The following is a 16,950-nucleotide window of genomic DNA, read 5'->3' as shown; positions in this document are numbered from 1 at the left end:
GTTTGAGAAAATTAGTATAGAAAGGATCTTTGATTTTATTCGGTGTCGCTCCAATTACCATAAGAAGGGGAGTTGCTGTGGGGAGTAGGTATTGGCTCATAAAGTCTGAGGCAGGTGTATTTTCCATTGATGATTTGAAGCGAGTTAAGAGGACGCTTTGGGAGGGGGTTCGAAACTATCAGGCCCGCAATTTTATGATGAAAGAGATGAGTGTGGGCGATCAGGTTCTCTTTTATCATTCCAACTCAAATCCATCGGGAATTGTGGGTATTGCAGAAGTTTCTGCACCTCATCAGCCTGACCCCACTGCTCTTCAAATTGGATCAGATTATTTTGAGCCAAGGGCCTCCCTTGATAATCCCATTTGGTATTGTGTGGAAATTGCTTTTAAGTCCAAATTTCCAAGTCTCATGAGTCTCGACTTTCTCCGCCAGATTCCTGAACTAAATGCAATGATGGTTCTAAGGAAAGGATCTCGCCTGTCTATTCAGCCGGTATCGAAGGAGGAATTCCAGACTATTGTCGCTCATTCGACCAATAAACCTACCGGGGATGGTCGCAGGGAGGTTGCCATGAGGAAGATAAAAGGTAAACATATTTAAAGGCAGTCTTTCTTTGGAGCAGCTTAGCTTAGTCTTGGTAGAAGGAGTCCCGTTCAGTGAAAGAGTGGCTGAGAGATAACTGGGCGCGAATCACGGTTGGAATTCTTTTGGTCTTGGTGATAACGTCCGGGCTTCTCTATTTTCTTGGAGTGCCGCTTTGGGAAGCAAGTAAGAGCGGAATCGGCGATTTTGATGGTCAAATTGTCTATTCAAGGACAATGAAGGATTCCGTTGATCTTTCACCAAGAGAATTAGTAAAGGAAATCTTTATCCTGGACATGAAGACGGGTCGAAATCGGCAATTGACGGATCACGGAACGGTAACGCTTCGCCCTGAAATTTTGCATCAGAGTCCTTGGCTGGCTTATACGTCATTTGTTTTTCATGCCAAGGAGAAAATAAAAAATGCTGATTTATTTGTTTATAATCTACTGACCCGTGAACGAAAGGTCTTATCCTATAAGAAAGGCCTGAATCTCTCAGGGAGTTTTGTTCCTGGCGGAAAGGAAATATATTACACGATTCGTCAGGGGCGGATACTTGATGTTTTCAGGATCGGGCTCGACGGAAGTGGATTTAAACGAGTCACACGTGGACGTCGTGTTTCTCGGAATTCAGGTCGTCTCACTCAGAGCTCCGAACCAGCGATTTCTCCTGAAGGCGAAAGAATGGCCTTTGTATCCGATCGTGATGGGCGGCCGACGCTTTACGTTCGGGATCTCAGGACTGGGAATGACGTGAGAATTCTGTTTGCCGGCGTGTACAACACTCGGCCCAGGTGGTCTCGAGATGGGAGACGTTTGGTCTTTCAGGCTTACCTCAAAAGTCATTTCGATATTTTTGTCATTGAAGCCAGCGGGAAAAATCTTTTGAAAATCTCTCGAGCAAAAAATCTGGCGGGACTCCCAGCAAACAATGAATCTCCCGATTTTTCTCCTGATGGAAAGCACATTGTCTTTACGAGTGATCGCACCGGGTACAATCAAATTTACGTGATTGACGTGGACGGAAAAAATACCCGCCGCCTCACCTTTGATACCTTCCATTATTACCAACCTAAGTGGATTCCAAAAATACTCCCGACTGAAAAGGATTAAACCCAAGGAGCTAGAAGTAGACAGAGACTTAGATCCGCTCCTCAGTACAAAGAGTCCAGAGCTGTGCTAGTTATCAATTCTGGCATTTCTTCCAACTAGCGTTTCTATGAATTCCGTCGTTTTTTTGGCCCCATCACACTGAGGACTGTATCCGCGAAACCTTGAATATAAGTTCTCAATCCTAAGCTTTAGTTTGTCTAAATCCAAATGAGGTAGATCGTCCTCTTCAATATGTATACCTACATCAAGTTCTTCAATCAATTTTGCATTGATCCATTGTTCGGAATGACCAGAAAGGGGGACAACTATCAAAGGAATTTTCCTTTTTAAGCCTTCGCTTATCGAGCTAAACCCACCGTTTGATATAATGAGGTCGGCCTGGTTGAGGAAGTCAGTATTATTTCTTAATTCTTCTAGGGGAGGGGGTTTTTGAAGGATGGTCCCGTTAAGGAGAGCCGCAACATCTTCAGAAAAGCGTGTCAGGTCTTTGTTGAGTCCAGATCCGGTTGTGACTGTTGCCATTCGCAGAGACTTCTGAAATTTCCCTGATTCCCTTATTTGATTTCTGACAATGGGGCTGATATTTTTGATTTTAGAACTTCTTGATTCTTGTTTGTTCGGCAAGAGCCATGGACTCAATACCCAATTGGGAACAATTCGTTGAAATATCGAGTCAAGGAATTCAACCAAACAAAAATGGGCCCATTTAGAGCGAGGGAGATTTTTTCTCTTTAAGACTTCTCTAAAAATTTGATTAGAATTATTCAAAGTCAAGACTGTTGAGCTGAGAAAAATTTTTGGAAGGATACCGTATATCGAGTCATAGATAAGGACTGTTGGTCGCTTTTTTCTGACCAAGTTAAATATTCTCAATTCGTTAACAAAAGATATTTTGGCAAATTGGAATCCCAAGATAATGAGAGAAAAATGCCGAGTTTGCGATACCTGATAGGTTCGAGGGCAATCAGTTCCCGTATGAGTTTTCGGTCTTTGAAGAATTTGATTCCTATCCCAAAGGTCGCAACGTCACATGGTATGCCTTTTGATGACAAAATTTCGATGACGGCGAGGCATCGGGTCGAATTTCCAAGCCCAACTCCAGAAACAACAAAAAGGACTGAGTTCCTATTTGCCTCGGACATACAATTCAATTTGGGCAAAGGGATGAATTCGATGTTTCTTCGCCAAATTCCAATTCTCAGAATGGGCCCAGTCATCAATTTGGCGCGACAAGGAAGTATTTATCTTAATGCCGTGAGAGCGATGATAGGTTTGATAAATTCGACTTGCGAGAGTGTCGGGGGGATAAAGAAAAATAACTTGCGCGATTTTATCACTCCAAAACGAAATGTTCTTTAAAAAGCTTTGCGAATCCTGACAAAACTCAAGGACGCCCAAAGCCAGAATGAAATCATAGAATCCATCGCTCTTTGTTGAAAGAAAGTCTCCACAAATTGTTTTGACCCGGTCATCCGAAGGGACCTGTTCAATCATAGAACGACTTCGGTCGACGCCCGTGATCCCTTGAGGATTTCGTTTAAGCAGTTCCCGAATGTAGTATCCTGAACCACAGCCAATATCTAAAACCAATTTCCCATCCAATTTCTTCGGCAACAGAGAAAGCAAATACACGAGTTCAATCTTCTTAATGATTTTCGCCGAGAACGATCCAACATATAAAGATGCAACTTTGTCGAAATGAAGATCCAAGAGTTTGCTCTGACGATCAATCCCATGCAATTCTTTCATGTTAAATTTGTGACTAAGCATCCGAAGGATAAATCGGGATGGCGAACAAATTTTATCGGAAAATCTCTCCTGTTCAAGGGTGAAAGTGCGTCGCGGATTTCTCCTTCTGTCCAATATTTTGGAACATAAAATGAATTCCAAATACCGTAGGAAAAAAATGTGTAGATCTGATGCAACATGCGAATGATGGAGAATTTCCGCTCCGAAAAGGAAAACAAGAAATACGTGCAATTGAGCCGGGACGCCAAGTCTTTAATCTCGCTCAGAGACAGCCAATCCAATAGACCCAAAGCAATAACGCAATCGGCCTGAGGCAATGAGCAGGTTGTTACGTCTCCCTGGATGAAGCTGGCCAGGCCCTTCAGGCGTTGTTGGCCTTTTGAGATTGCGGTCGGCGAAATGTCTATTCCAGCCCAAGACGTGAAATTCCGGCGGTTGAGATTGGACAGAAGAACTCCGCTGCCGCATCCCAATTCGAGGAGACTTTTTCCTTTTGCATGTTTGCTCAAAAGTTCAGATGCCAAATCAAGCCGCTTTTTGACTGAGTTCAAACGAGTTTTCGACAGGCCTTGATTGTAGAAATAGCGCGAAGTCTCCCAATTAAGAATTTTGGCATTCCAGAATTGAGATTTAAATTCGACCGATCTCATGAATTGCAATTTATCATCAGTTTTCGATGAGTGACAATAGAAACAAATACTCATGCTGTCGGCCGTGGGTGAGACTATCTCGGGATATCAGACAGGTATCAATTTCTCCCGGATGTACAATCCAGATATAAGGGTAACTATTTGCTAGCTGAAAGCACTTTTCGGTGGATTTGAGGCATAGATTTCGATGGTCCAGATTGCAGATAACAGGAGCGAGAGCTTTCAGACCGTTTCTGTGTAGGTTCTTTTTCAAAGAGAAACCTTGATTTCGCAGATACAATCTTTTTGAGATATCCCTTAAAGAGTGTCCGGGAGAGTGAATTTGAGCTGTTGTTCTCACAGGAATATCGGTTAGGTTCTCAGAAATAATCAAATCGATAAAAGCCTGGCTGACCATTGGCAGCTGATGGATGTGTTCGTGACTATCGAGGTGATCGGGATTTCGTTGAAAAATCTGGCGAAATTTATTGAGTTGCGCCTGAAGCTCTGACCGCATTGCCCTCGCGTCTAAAGCCCCACGATAGGCTCGAAGGGCCAAATCTATCGAGCTCCGAAAGTGTCCCTGACGATCAATGAGTCCGCTCTTCGGAGACGGTGTTGTTAACGGTCTTCCTGCTTTTCCCGTAAGGGTAAAATGAATTCCTATTTTAAGGTTCTCAATTTCAAGTCGGTGAGCGTCTCCGCCAAAATCTGAATAGACGGTCATACAGGAAACAGCGCTGAGAATTTTACGGGAAGCCAAATCAATAATCGCTGAATTCACAGAAGGCGAAAGACCAAAATCGTCTGCAACAATAAATGGCCGATAACCAGGATCGGAATTTAAATTCAATTGATAATTCATTCTTGAGCTTAAGTGAAAATGTAAATCTGACTTTAGATTTGACTCAGGCAGGAGGGTTCCCTTTCTTTCTTGAACTGCGATGTGTAAAGATCAAAATACTTAGCTTTTAAGCTCATGAGCTCTTGGTGGGAGCCTATCTCAAGAAGCTCGCCATGATCAAGGACGGCGATGCGATCGCAGTTCAAAATTGTGGATAAGCGGTGAGCAATAATGACGCTCGTGCGGCCACTGATCACTCTTTGTATCGCGTCTTGAATCAGTCTTTCACTGATGGAGTCAATGTTTGCTGTGGCCTCGTCGAGAATAAGAATATCAGGGTTGAATGCGAGCACTCGAGCAAATGCAATGAGCTGTCTCTCACCAACGCTCAGATTATTCCCCCTTTCTTCAACTTCTGCATTAAGTCCACCCTTGTGCGTTTGGAGGAGTTTCAGGCACCCGGCCTCATCTGCAGCACTTTCGATTTGTTTCCGAGAAATTTGAGGGTCATTGAGGCTAATATTTCCCGCAATGGTGCCTTTAAAAATAAAATTCTCCTGAAGGACGACTCCGACTCTTCGGCGCCACTCTCGGGGAGAAACAGACCGCAAATCGCGTCCCTCAATGATGATGCTTCCGCCCGTGTGATCATAGAGACGCTGCAAAAGAGAAATCAAGGTGGTCTTGCCACTTCCTGTGCGTCCCACGAGGGCCAATGATTCGCCCTGGCGAATTTCCAAATTAATATCTTTTAGGGCCCACGGGCCGTTCTGGGAATAGCGGTGAGAGAGTTCCCGAATCTGAATTTTGCCAGATAAGCGCTCACTGGGCAGTGAATCTCCATGGAGGGGTTCCGGAGGCTCATCCATGAGGGAAAATATTCGATCGGCGCTTGCCAAGCCATTTTGAAATTGAGTGTATCGTTCGAGAATTGTCTTGAGAGGCTGGAAGAAACTCTGAACCATTAGTAGAAAAGTTGTGAGAGTACCCAAGGAGAGGCCAAGCTCTTCACGATAGAGTCCACCAAAAAATAAGGCCGTCGTCATCGCAATAACATTAAACAATTCGATAATCGGCCAAAGGAGGGCAAATAAACGGACGGTTTTGAGATTGAGCTTCTTAAATTCTTCTGAATAGCGATTAAATTCATTCTGTCGATCAGCAGTTTTGTGGAAAAGCTGAAGCACCTTAAGTCCGTTGAGGCTTTCGGCCGTAAAGGCATTGATTGTAGCTAGCTTGCGCTTGGCATCTCTAAACACAAATCTGATTTTCCGGCTCAGGTGAACGCAAAGGAGTGTTAAGAAGGGTGCTACCGCCGTTGTAATCAACGCGAGCTTCAAAGAAATGAATGACATGGCGATAACAATAGCAAACATTTCGATACCACTGACGATGACAGCAGTAATTCCCAGACTGAAGAGCTCACCGAGAGCAGCGATATCATTTGTCACTCTTGTGACCGTTCTTCCAACAGGATTCTTATCAAAATAGGTGAGGGGCAGACTTTGAACATGAGAGATCAGCTTTTCACGCAAATCATAGAGAACTCGGTTGCCAAATCGCTGAATACCGTAGGTTTGAGCGAAATGCAGACTTGACCTCAATATTTCTAAAAAGAGGTAAACACATGCGGCCTGATAAACAAGGGAAAGGTCGTCTTTTCTTATCCCTTCGTCTATGGCGTGACCAAAAACAACCGGCATAAGTCGCCCTGTGACGACATAACTGAGGATAACCAAAATCAGAATAACAAATCCATAACTGTGACTCCACAGCAATGGCCATATTCTTTTCATAAATGACAGAAAACCTAACTGGTGTTGGATATGCTCTTCGTCAAGGAAAGATCGGTCCAAATTGCGCTTTTTAGCACTCATTAGAACCCCCGTTTTCGGACTGCAAGGTCACGAAACGCAAATAGGTGGGACTTTTGAGGAGTAGTTCCTGATGTGTGCCTATTGCTTCCATTTCGCCACCATTGAGAACAACTATGCGATCGGCCCATTGCAAACTAGAAACTCGGTGGGAAACGATAAGGAGAGTGATAGATAAATTGTCTCTTTCGACCCGTTGCCGAAGATTTTCGAGAATATTTTTTTCGGTTTTTGCATCGACAGCGCTCAATGAATCATCAAATATCAAGAGGGGTGAGTCAGCCATCAGGGCTCGTGCAATCGTGAGCCGTTGTTTTTGCCCTCCCGATAAATTGACACCTCGTTCTCCTAGGTAAGCCTCATATTTTTCAGGGATCTCATTAATTTCTTCAGCGATATTAACGAGCTGGCTCAGAGTATGGATTTCATCCATGGACCATTCCTGACGAGCCAACGCCATATTATCCTGGATGGGTTTGGAAAACAAAAATGGGTCCTGGGGGACAATGCTGACTGTTCGGCGGAGAGAAATTTTTCTCAGTTGCTCGATTGAAATACCGTTATAAAGTATGGAGTTCGGCGAGACAGGGTAGAGTCGACAGAGCAGATCCACGAGAGTTGACTTTCCTGCCCCCGTTTCTCCAACTATGCCAATCGTCTCGCCGGCTTCAATTTTGAATGAGATATTGCGGAGAGCAGGATGGTTTGTGCCAGGATAGGTAAAGCAAAGATCTCTGATTTCTAAGTTTGAAAATTGATCCAATTGATGTTGTCCGGAATCAGGAACATCGTTTGCTATTCTAAGAAGTTCAGCAATTCGTGCAAAGGAAGCCTTTCCCTGTTGAACGTGATTAAATCCGATGCCGAGGGCCGACATGGGCCAAATCATGCGCTGAATGTACTGATAAAAGGAAAAAAATGCGCCAATCGAAACAGTGCCCTTCATGACTTCCGGAGCGCCAGTGGCCAAAAGGATCACTGAACCAATTGCCACGCTCATCTCCATGACAGGCGGAAAGCAGGCATCGATTTTTGCTACTTGGTTGCAGGCTAATTGGTAATTTCTGTTAAACTGGTCAAACAACCGAGTTTGATTGATCTCTTGGGCGTAACTTTTAATAACGCGGATACCAGAAACAATTTCCTGGGCTGCCCCTGACATCGCAGCAAATCGTTCTTGCTGCTGACTGAAATTTTCGTAGATAAGCTTGAGGATGCGAGCCACCAAGGGAGGTACGATCGGCATGAGAATTAAGGTCTTCCAGGTCCATGAGACCGACAGCGACATCATCAGAGGCGGCACAATGAGGAGAATAAAAAGAGCATCAGCTATGACGAGCGTCCCAGGTCCGATCGCCATGCGGAAGGAATTGACATCGTTGGTGATCAAGCTCATTAAATCGCCGACAGAACGTCTTTGGTAGAAGCTGGGGCCAAGATCCAAAAATTTATCGAAGGCACGATTGCGAAGATCTTCCGCAACTCCATGGTGGAATTTGCCCCAGAAAACTCGCCACAGGTATCTAAACAGGGCCAAGAACAGAGCTGTTGCAACTAAGAAGGCAACCGTTCGAGCAAGAGTTTGCCATCCGGCCTGCTGTGAAATCTGATCGATGGCGAGACCGATGATGTATGGGGGCAAAGCATCAAAGAGATTTGTAAAAAACAAGGTGACCAATCCCAAAGAGAAAACACGCCAATTCTTGGAGAAATAGTAAAAGAAAGGGCGATTCAAAAGCAGGTGTTCATCAGCCTCTCTCTCTGATGGCGATAAAGGGCGCTGGGTCTGTTCAGAGGTCTGCAAGTGATCTCCATGCATAGCGACAACCAGCTGAGAATTCAGCTTTTGTTTCAATTTTACAACTTTTCAAAGGCCACTCTATAATGGCTAATTTGACCGAGATCAGAGGTCAACATGATTATTGGGTGGAGAGCATTTTGCGAATCAAGAGTCCCGTTTGATGACGGGACTCTTTGACGATTTCATTTAGTGATTCATTAAACTGCGAATGTCCAGCTTTCCGCCGGAAGACACTTTGCCGCCAAGAGCAGGTACACTTTGAGTGTTTTGAAGAATGGCGTTTTTGACTTCCTTCCAAGTTTTGGTTGGGTTTCTCGACCAGTAGAGGGCAGCAGCACCAGCAACGTGAGGAGAAGCCATCGAAGTCCCATCCCAGGTGGCCTTGATTCCAAAAAGATCGATGACGAGATCATTGTATTTGTTGCCAACCATTGTTGAGAACACCGCAACCCCAGGAGCCGCAATATCGACTGACTTAGCTCCCCAGTTTGAAAAACTGCCGAGGCTGTCATTTTTATCAATTGCAGCGACGCTGATGATAATGTCGTCTGGATAGCTGGCGGGATAGCCTGGTAGAGAGTCCGTATCATTGTTGTAGCCGACTCCGTTGTGTCCATTTCCTGCGGCTGCAATGAACAAACTTCCCTTTGATTCGGAATAGGCGATAGCATCTCGCAAGGCTTTGTTTTCAGTTGACTCGGCCGGATCCTCGCCTTCGGATCCCCAAGAGTTGTTTGAGACAAGTGCCCCGTTGTCGACGGCGTAGCGGATTGCCTTTATCGCATCGGCTGTCGTCCCCTGTCCCTTTTCAGTTAAGAAGCGCAATGCCATGATTTTAATGTTGTTGTCGGCAACTCCAACAACACCCTTTCCATTGGACGATCGTGCAGCTACGCAACCCGCAACATGTGTCCCATGTCCGGGGTTTCCACCACCAAAAAGAAGATCGGTCGGAGGAACAGTGAGATCGAACGGCTTATTATCATTTGAAGCAAAATCCCATCCAACGACATCGTCAATATATCCGTTGTTGTCATCATCAAGGCCGTTACTGGATTTATCCCTCCCTTGGGAGTCTGTTCCAGTTTCGCCTGGATTTTTCCAAATATTATCGACAAGATCTTCATGCGTGTAGTCAACTCCCGTGTCAATGACAGCAACTGTGATGGACTGTGTGGCCGGTTTAATTTTCCACGCCTCTACCACTCCCATACTGTTCATGCCCCATTGTCTATCATAGAGATTATCGTTTCCGGCACCTCCGCTTCCTGTGATGGGAATGGGAGGATTGTCGGCAATTCGACCTGAAGCTCCAACTTCGTTCCGATCCTGGTCTGTTTCAGGAGAGGGAAAAGGAAGAAGGGAGCCGCCAAAGAATTTTTCTGCGGTTAGCCTTATCAGCTGGAGCCGGCTTGAAGGTTTAACGTGAAAGGTTTCAAGCAAGCTGATTCGATAATTGGGCTGGACATTCACGATGTCTGGATTTTGTCGCAGGGCCTCAATATCAAAACCAGACAGACTGTTTGCAGGCGTTTGAATCCGAACCCAATTGTTCAATCCCAGATCTTCTATCTTTGTTCCCGCAGGAATGAAGCTAAATATTCTTAAGGGTTGAGATCTGAGTTCGGGCGATATTTGGACAAGGTAATCACCCGTTGGCCCAGAGGCCCATGCCGTGAAGCTCCACAGTATTGTGGAAAAAAGAGCTGCTTTCATATTTCCCCCTCCATAGGTGTTTTGACGATCTCTCAGGGCTTTGGCTCTCAGTCCTTTGGAGAGCTTTCTGCCGCGGAATTCAAACTCAGGCGAGACCGCCAGTTTCGTTATGAGAAATTCTATCTATAACCTTCGCCTGGTTTCAAATTGAAACCAGGCGAGAGACAAAAACTGGTCCGATTTTGAAGCAGAGCAAAATATTTGGAAGGCCGAGTTGGCCTCCTATCGACAAAACATTAATGCATAACGTTATCAATTGAAGAGGGAGTTTCATCGGGACAGGTGAGGGACAAAATGATCCTGATGAGTTCGGGAATTCTATTGATCGTGACTCCATATGCGAAGGGTGTTAGTACCTTAAAGGCTTAGGAAGATTAGCAATTCAGTCTTAATGAACGCGTTTGTCGTTGCTGGTCTTCTTCAATCAACTTCTGTTGCAGATAACTTGGTTCCTTCTTCTTGATTGTTTTTGATCAAGCACATTTCGGCAAAATCTCGCCGTTTTTGAAGGAGGAGAGAGAGAGGAGTGAGTATGGCTCAATCAGCGGTTGCCACGCGGCAGATGGATCGGGAGCTTGTTGAAGCGACTCGTTCCTTTGCCTTTACAACTCAGATAGATAAAATCATTGCCTGGGGACGTCGGAATTCACTTTGGCCCATGCCCTACGGAACTGCCTGCTGTGGAATTGAATTGATGTCGGTTATGGGTCCGCGCTACGACTTGGCTCGGTTTGGAGCTGAGGTTGTGCGTTTTTCTCCCCGTCAGGCAGATCTCTTGCTGGTGGCTGGAACAATTACCGAAAAGATGGCCCCGATTATTTCTCGGGTCTATGAGCAGATGTTGGAGCCTAAATATGTCATCGCGATGGGTGCCTGTGCTTCTTCAGGTGGTTTTTATCGCGCCTATCATGTTTTGCAGGGCGTAGACAAGGTGGTTCCTGTGGATGTCTACGTTCCGGGTTGCCCCCCGACGCCCGAAGCAGTTCTTGACGGAGTGATGGTGATACAAAAAATGATTTCGGATGGTGCCCCTCGGCCCTGGAGAGATAACTGGGTTCCTGGGAGTTATAGGTAATTGGTATGAATATAATCGAAACTTTACGTGCGGATCTAAGCAAGAAATTTGTCGAAAACACTTTTGAATATTCCTACGTCTATGGCAACAATGTGCTGTCCCTTCCTAAGGGTCAAATCTTGTCTGTCTTAGAGCATCTAAAGAGTTCAGGGCGTTTTGATTTCTTGATGCAAGTGGCTGGCGCTGACTTTCCTGAGCGCAAACGACGATTTGAAATAGTTTACGAGTTGTTTTCTTCCAAAGACTTCAGTCGCTGTCGATTGAAAACTCAGGTTGGCGAGGATGAGTCAATTGACTCAGTGATTTCAATTTGGAAATGCGCCGATTGGTTTGAACGTGAAATTTATGATATGTACGGGGTCCGTTTTGCGGGCCACCCCAACCTTCGTCGTATTCTTGTTCATCATCAGTTTGTTGGACACCCTCTGCGCAAGGACTACCCAGCAGATAGACAGCAACATTGCACAGAGGCAATGCCCATCCATTTCGATAATGATGATCGTTACAAAGATGACGGTCGCGATTTAGTGCCCCTGAACATTGGACCTTCCCATCCTGCAACACATGGGACACTTCGGGTGATGGCGGCCTTGGACGGAGAAAAAGTTCACCGAGCTGGCGTTGAGTTGGGCTACCTTCATCGATGTTTTGAGAAGATGGCTGAAACGCATCCCTATAATCAAGTGATACCCTTCACGGACCGTCTCAATTATTGCTCGGCTCCGATGAACAATATCGGCTATTGTAAAGCTGTTGAAAAAATGATGAACGTGGAAATTCCACCTCGCGCTCAAGCGATGCGAATTATTTTGGCTGAGTTGTCTCGCATCATCGACCACCTTGTGTGCATTGGGGCAAATGCGGTTGATCTAGGGGCATTGACTGGTTTCTTTCATCTCTTTACCTATCGGGAAAAGGTCTATACTCTTTTTGAAAAACTTTGTGGGGCTCGTTTGACGGTTGCACTGACCCGGATAGGTGGCATGGCCCAGGATGCCCCTGAGGGGTGGTTTGATGAGGTTTTGCAATTTTGCAAAGAGATGCGCAAAGGAGTAGATGATCTTGATATCCTCCTCACTGGGAATAAAATTTGGATTAAAAGAACCCGTGATGTGGGCGCGATAACGGCCGAGAACGCAATTGAATGGGGATACACAGGGCCTTGTTTGCGGGCCGCGGGTGTCAGTCTGGATTTGCGCAAAGCGACTCCTTATTATGGCTATGAGACTCTTGATTTTCAAATTCCAATTGGGACCAATGGCGATGTCTATGATCGATACTTGGTGCGGGTTGCCGAAATGAGGGAGTCCCTGAGGATTATCGAACAAGTCGCAAAGAATGTTCCAGGCGGCGATTACACAGTGAGAGACAGAGGCATAACTCTCCCTGAGAAAAAAGACGTTTATGGAAATATCGAAGGTCTTATGAATCATTTTATGCTCGTGATCAAAGGACTGCGTCCTCCCGTTGGTGAGATCTACGATGCAACCGAGGCAGCAAACGGAGAATTGGGATTTTGGCTCATCAGCGATGGAAGCGCCAATCCCTATCGGTTGAAGGTTCGTCCCCCTTGTTTTGCTATTTACCAGTCGTTTGTGGAGCAGGTGACCGGTGGTCAGGTGGCTGATGTCATCGCCATATTGGGTAGTCAAAATCTAATCGCGGGTGAATTGGATCGCTAAGGAGTCTGCAATATGTTTGAACTTTCAAAGGATGGCCTTGAATTCGTTAATAAGGAAATGAAGCGATATGAGACAAAGCGATCAGCGATCATTCCTTGCCTTTTCAAAATCCAAGAAGAAAATGGTGGTTGGGTAAGTCCGGAGAGCATAGCTTATCTGGCAAAAATAATGGATGTTCCTGAACGTTGGGTTCACGAAGTATCGAGTTTTTATACAATGTTCAATCAGGAGCCTGTCGGTAGGTTTCATGTCCAGGTCTGCTGCAACATCTCATGTGCGATGAACGGTGGACGTGAGTTGGCTGACCACTTGGTAAAGTCCCTTAATATCGGTGATGATGGGATGAGTCCAGATGGGCGATATACTGTCACACGGGTTGAATGCCTCGGATCTTGCGGGACGGCGCCCATGATGCAAGTCAATGACGACTACCACGAAAATCTCACCCCAGACAAAGCAGTCAAGATTCTGCGAGAATTGGAATGAACTGATGGAAATCAAGCTTCTCACTCAGCATTACGACAAAGATGAATTTATTGGGATCCAAGGCTATCAAAAATACGGTGGATACGAGGTGCTATCAAAGGCTTTGAAGTTAAGTCCTAAGGCCATCATTGACGAGGTCAAGGCTTCGGGTCTCAGAGGCCGAGGAGGGGCCGGTTTTCCAACGGGAATGAAATGGGGTTTTCTTCCTGCAAACGGAGAAGAGAGGTATCTGCTTTGTAATGCGGACGAAGGGGAGCCGGGCACTTTCAAAGATCGGGCAATGTTATCAAGAGCTCCTCACCAACTGATTGAGGGCATGATTATTTCAGCCTTTGCCATTGGCTCAAAGGAAATCCTATGTGTATATCCGCGGCGAATACCGAATGTGTATTCGGACTGTTGAAAAGGCGATAGCAGAAGCCTATAAAGCGGGATTCTTGGGTAAAAATATTCTGGGCTCTGGTTTTGACCATGATTTAGATGTTTATTCGGGAGCTGGTGCTTATATCTGTGGAGAAGAAACGGGAATGATTTCTTCTCTTGAAGGAAAAAAGGGCCAACCGAAATTGAAACCCCCATTCCCAGCGGTTCAGGGTTATTTAGCTAAGCCAACAATAGTCAACAATGTTGAGACGCTGGCGGCGGTAGTTCCGATCATGAGAGATGGGGCTCAGGCCTACCGGAAATTTGGCACTGAAAAGTCACCCGGAACAAAGATATTTTCAGTCAGCGGAAATGTGAAAAAACCGGGCGTCTACGAGGTTTCATTAGGATATCCTTTGATCGATTTAATCAATAATGAATGTGGTGGCCTGATTTCCGGTCGAGAATTGAAGGCTGTCATTCCAGGTGGCTCGTCTGCTCCGGTGCTAACGGCTGAGGAAGCGCAGCGGGCAACCATGGACTACGAATGTCTGCAAGGCATGGGATCAATGTTAGGTTCAGGTGCCGTCATCGTCATCGATGATTCAAACTGCATGGTTGATCTGCTCAAAGTCATTATGCACTTTTACCATCACGAATCTTGTGGTCAGTGCACTCCATGCCGTGAGGGAACTGGCTGGCTACATAAGATTGTGAATAGTATTGTGAGTGGTGAGGGTCGGTTGCAAGACATTGATCTTGTATTGAGAGTGTCACAACAGATGATGGGTCGAACAATTTGCGCTTTGAGTGATGCGGCGGCGATGCCCGCGATCAGCTTTGTTAATAAATTTCGGGACGAATTTGAATTTTATGTCCGAGAAGGGCGTTCGAAAGTAAGAGGTTCACTCCATGCCCAAATGTAAAATTAATGGAATTGAAATTGAAGTAAAAGAGGGTTCTAAGTTGATCGAGGCCTTCAAAGCAGGCAGATGCGAGCATTGCTCACTACTGCTGGCATCCTGCTCTGAGTGTTGCGGTGTTTGCCGATTGTGTATGGTAGAGATAGAGGGTAACCCACGCTTACAGATAGCCTGCAACACCGCTGTGACCGAAGGTATGGTTGCGACAAATCGATCAGAAAAGGTGAAAGAGGCGGTACGTTGGGGGCTTGATTTTCATTTGATTAACCATCCACTTGACTGTCCGATCTGTGATCAGGCAGGGGAGTGTGGATTGCAAGATCAATACATGGAATTTGGCAAATACACTCCTGAGATGGCCGAGCGGAAAGTAAAAAAGCACAAAGTGGTTAGCCTAGGGGAGAAGGTCGTTCTTGATTCTGAGAGATGTATTCTTTGCTCGCGTTGCGTGCGATTCACTTCTGAGGTGACGAAGACAAATGAACTAGGAATCTTCAATCGTGGTGACAGGGCCGAAATTGGAACTTTTGAGGATAAACCCCTCAATAATAATTATTCACTTAATACGGTTGATATTTGTCCAGTTGGGGCACTGACGGCTAAGGATTTTCGTTTCAGGCAAAGGGTTTGGTATCTAAAGAACGGAAAGAGCATCTGCACGGGGTGTTCCACTGGCTGCAATGTCAAAATTTATTATAACGAGGAGGGGTTGTTCAGGGTGAAGCCCGAATACAATCCTGAAGTGAATGGTTATTGGATGTGTGATCAGGGACGCGACATTTATAAACATTTAAACAGGCCTTCACGCCTTGAATATGTCGTTGTCAAGGATGGTGCTCACACGAAGGTTGAAACGTCCACAGCTAAAGTTCTCGGAGAGTTTGGAGTCATGATTCGTCAGGCGATACAGGCGAATTTTCCAGGTAAGGTAGCTCTTGTTTTGACTGGCCAGTACAGTCAGGAAGAATACTCTGCACTTCTTAACTACTTTTTGGCGGACTTAGGTTCTCGAGAGATTTACCATTGGGTCAATAATCCTGAAAAAATGGAGGAATTTGACGGAATTCTTTTTCGAGGTGACCGTAATCCCAACACAAAGGGACTTCAGCAGCTCCTCGCGCGAGAAAAGCTCATGGGCAAGTGGCAGGATTTAGAGCGGAAGTTGAAGAATAAAGAGATTGATATGTTGGTCGTTGCTGGTCCTGAAAATCCTGGAGTTTTTTCTGATTTAGATAAGAAAATTGAGATGTTCAGTCAAGTCAAGCAACTGTTGTGGCTTTCGCCAGCGAAATGTGAGGCTTTGAATCGGACAAGTACGCCGACGTGGCAGATTCCAGTGAAGAGTTTTTTTGAGAAAGACGGAAGCTATGTCAATGCGAATGGCAAAGTACAGTCTGTCAAAAAAATCGCATCAATTGTTCCTGAGGCACTGTCCTTGGTTGAGGTTGTCACTTTCTTGTCTGGAAGGAAAGAAGTCATCAAACAGGATGAGGATGGGCTGAATTGGAAAAAGACCAACTTCTTCGTCCACCAACGAGGTCCGTTATGAGTATCGTGAGAAAACCGGGGGCTTTGTCTCATTGGTATATTCCTGGGATTTTCGGAGGGCTTTGGCTCACTTTGAAATATATGATCAGAAATCTCTTTCACAAAAAGGCAATGCCGACGATCAATTATCCCGAGGAAGTTTACGAATACAGTCCGCGATTTAAGGGCAATCACGTGCTGACCGTCAAAAAGGACGGCTCTTTGAGATGCACAGCCTGCATGTTGTGTGCAACGAATTGCCCAGCACAGTGTATTTCAATTCAAGCAGCTGAACATGAGGACCCCACAGTAGAAAAATACCCTGTGAAGTACGAAATTGACATTTTGAGGTGCGTATTCTGTGGTTTTTGTGAGGAGGCTTGTCCGGTTGATGCTGTCAGAATGGGACCTGAGTGGCAAACGGCGGGATTAAATGGTTCTTCTTTTATTTATGATATCCAGCAACTGGCTTATCGACCTCAATTGAGAGGTGGAATCATCAGCCGAGTTGATGATGAGGAACGCCACAAATTTGGAATATGAGAAGTGATCAAAGAGGAGAGCCTCTCATCTGAAGAGGCT

General features: G+C 45.5%; 14 protein-coding genes and 2 pseudogenes. 8 read left to right on the top strand and 8 right to left on the bottom strand.

Annotated elements, in window-relative coordinates:
- Window positions 1–77: 77 nt before the first annotated feature.
- Window positions 78–602 (top strand): EVE domain-containing protein, encoded by a 525-nt coding sequence (locus IPJ71_08085; protein ID MBK7843636.1) that lies wholly within the window; start codon window positions 78–80, stop codon window positions 600–602.
- 56 nt (window positions 603–658) lie between these two features.
- Window positions 659–1,699: a PD40 domain-containing protein gene (locus IPJ71_08080; GenBank protein ID MBK7843635.1), complete on the top strand. Its 1,041-nt coding sequence runs from the start codon at window positions 659–661 to the stop codon at window positions 1,697–1,699.
- Between the two features lie 66 nt (window positions 1,700–1,765).
- Here IPJ71_08080 and IPJ71_08075 read toward each other — a convergent pair whose 3' ends face one another.
- From IPJ71_08075 to IPJ71_08040, 8 genes are all read right to left on the bottom strand, one after another.
- Window positions 1,766–2,467: a hypothetical protein gene (locus tag IPJ71_08075; GenBank protein ID MBK7843634.1), complete on the bottom strand. Its 702-nt coding sequence runs from the start codon at window positions 2,465–2,467 to the stop codon at window positions 1,766–1,768.
- A 101-nt stretch (window positions 2,468–2,568) separates the two neighbouring features.
- Window positions 2,569–2,841, bottom strand: a complete 273-nt coding sequence (locus tag IPJ71_08070) for a hypothetical protein (GenBank protein ID MBK7843633.1) — start codon at window positions 2,839–2,841, stop codon at window positions 2,569–2,571.
- Window positions 2,825–3,448, bottom strand: a complete 624-nt coding sequence (locus IPJ71_08065; GenBank protein ID MBK7843632.1) for a class I SAM-dependent methyltransferase — start codon at window positions 3,446–3,448, stop codon at window positions 2,825–2,827. Before IPJ71_08065 ends, IPJ71_08070 begins: the two co-directional genes overlap by 17 nt.
- The gene (locus IPJ71_08060) at window positions 3,445–4,098 is read right to left on the bottom strand and encodes a class I SAM-dependent methyltransferase (GenBank protein MBK7843631.1); all 654 of its coding nucleotides are present in this window, start codon (window positions 4,096–4,098) and stop codon (window positions 3,445–3,447) included. The genes IPJ71_08065 and IPJ71_08060 overlap by 4 nt, the downstream gene beginning before the upstream one ends.
- Before the next feature lie 16 nt (window positions 4,099–4,114).
- Window positions 4,115–4,942: a ChbG/HpnK family deacetylase gene (locus tag IPJ71_08055; GenBank protein ID MBK7843630.1), complete on the bottom strand. Its 828-nt coding sequence runs from the start codon at window positions 4,940–4,942 to the stop codon at window positions 4,115–4,117.
- Window positions 4,943–4,974: 32 nt separating this feature from the next.
- Window positions 4,975–6,798, bottom strand: coding sequence for an ABC transporter ATP-binding protein (locus IPJ71_08050; GenBank protein ID MBK7843629.1), 1,824 nt, complete (start codon window positions 6,796–6,798; stop codon window positions 4,975–4,977).
- Window positions 6,788–8,650: an ABC transporter ATP-binding protein gene (locus IPJ71_08045; GenBank protein ID MBK7843628.1), complete on the bottom strand. Its 1,863-nt coding sequence runs from the start codon at window positions 8,648–8,650 to the stop codon at window positions 6,788–6,790. Before IPJ71_08045 ends, IPJ71_08050 begins: the two co-directional genes overlap by 11 nt.
- 132 nt (window positions 8,651–8,782) lie before the next feature.
- Window positions 8,783–10,312: a S8 family serine peptidase gene (locus tag IPJ71_08040; GenBank protein ID MBK7843627.1), complete on the bottom strand. Its 1,530-nt coding sequence runs from the start codon at window positions 10,310–10,312 to the stop codon at window positions 8,783–8,785.
- 562 nt (window positions 10,313–10,874) lie between these two features.
- On the opposite strand from IPJ71_08040, the gene IPJ71_08035 reads away from it, so the two are divergent.
- The 6 genes and pseudogenes from IPJ71_08035 (at window position 10,875) to IPJ71_08010 (ending at window position 16,911) form a co-directional block, all read left to right on the top strand.
- Window positions 10,875–11,387, top strand: a complete 513-nt coding sequence (locus IPJ71_08035; protein ID MBK7843626.1) for an NADH-quinone oxidoreductase subunit B — start codon at window positions 10,875–10,877, stop codon at window positions 11,385–11,387.
- Window positions 11,388–11,392: 5 nt separating this feature from the next.
- Window positions 11,393–13,069 carry an NADH dehydrogenase (quinone) subunit D gene (nuoD, locus tag IPJ71_08030; GenBank protein ID MBK7843625.1) on the top strand — a complete coding sequence of 559 codons (1,677 nt, stop codon included), beginning with the start codon at window positions 11,393–11,395 and terminating at the stop codon, window positions 13,067–13,069.
- 12 nt (window positions 13,070–13,081) lie between these two features.
- On the top strand, window positions 13,082–13,555 hold the full coding sequence (locus IPJ71_08025; GenBank protein MBK7843624.1) for an NAD(P)H-dependent oxidoreductase subunit E: 474 nt from the start codon (window positions 13,082–13,084) through the stop codon (window positions 13,553–13,555).
- Window position 13,556: 1 nt separating this feature from the next.
- Window positions 13,557–14,844 (top strand): annotated as a pseudogene (gene nuoF, locus IPJ71_08020) (NADH-quinone oxidoreductase subunit NuoF).
- Window positions 14,831–16,390, top strand: a pseudogene (locus tag IPJ71_08015) ((2Fe-2S)-binding protein). The pseudogenes nuoF and IPJ71_08015 overlap by 14 nt, the downstream one beginning before the upstream one ends.
- Entirely contained in the window at window positions 16,387–16,911 is a 525-nt protein-coding gene (locus IPJ71_08010) for an NADH-quinone oxidoreductase subunit I (protein MBK7843623.1), read from the top strand. The pseudogene IPJ71_08015 and the gene IPJ71_08010 overlap by 4 nt, the downstream one beginning before the upstream one ends.
- Window positions 16,912–16,950 lie beyond the last annotated feature (39 nt).

Source organism: Bdellovibrionales bacterium (genome assembly GCA_016714165.1).
In the GTDB taxonomy this organism is placed as follows: Bacteria; Bdellovibrionota; Bdellovibrionia; order Bdellovibrionales; family UBA1609; genus JADJVA01.
This window is presented reverse-complemented; position numbering and strand designations above follow the sequence as displayed.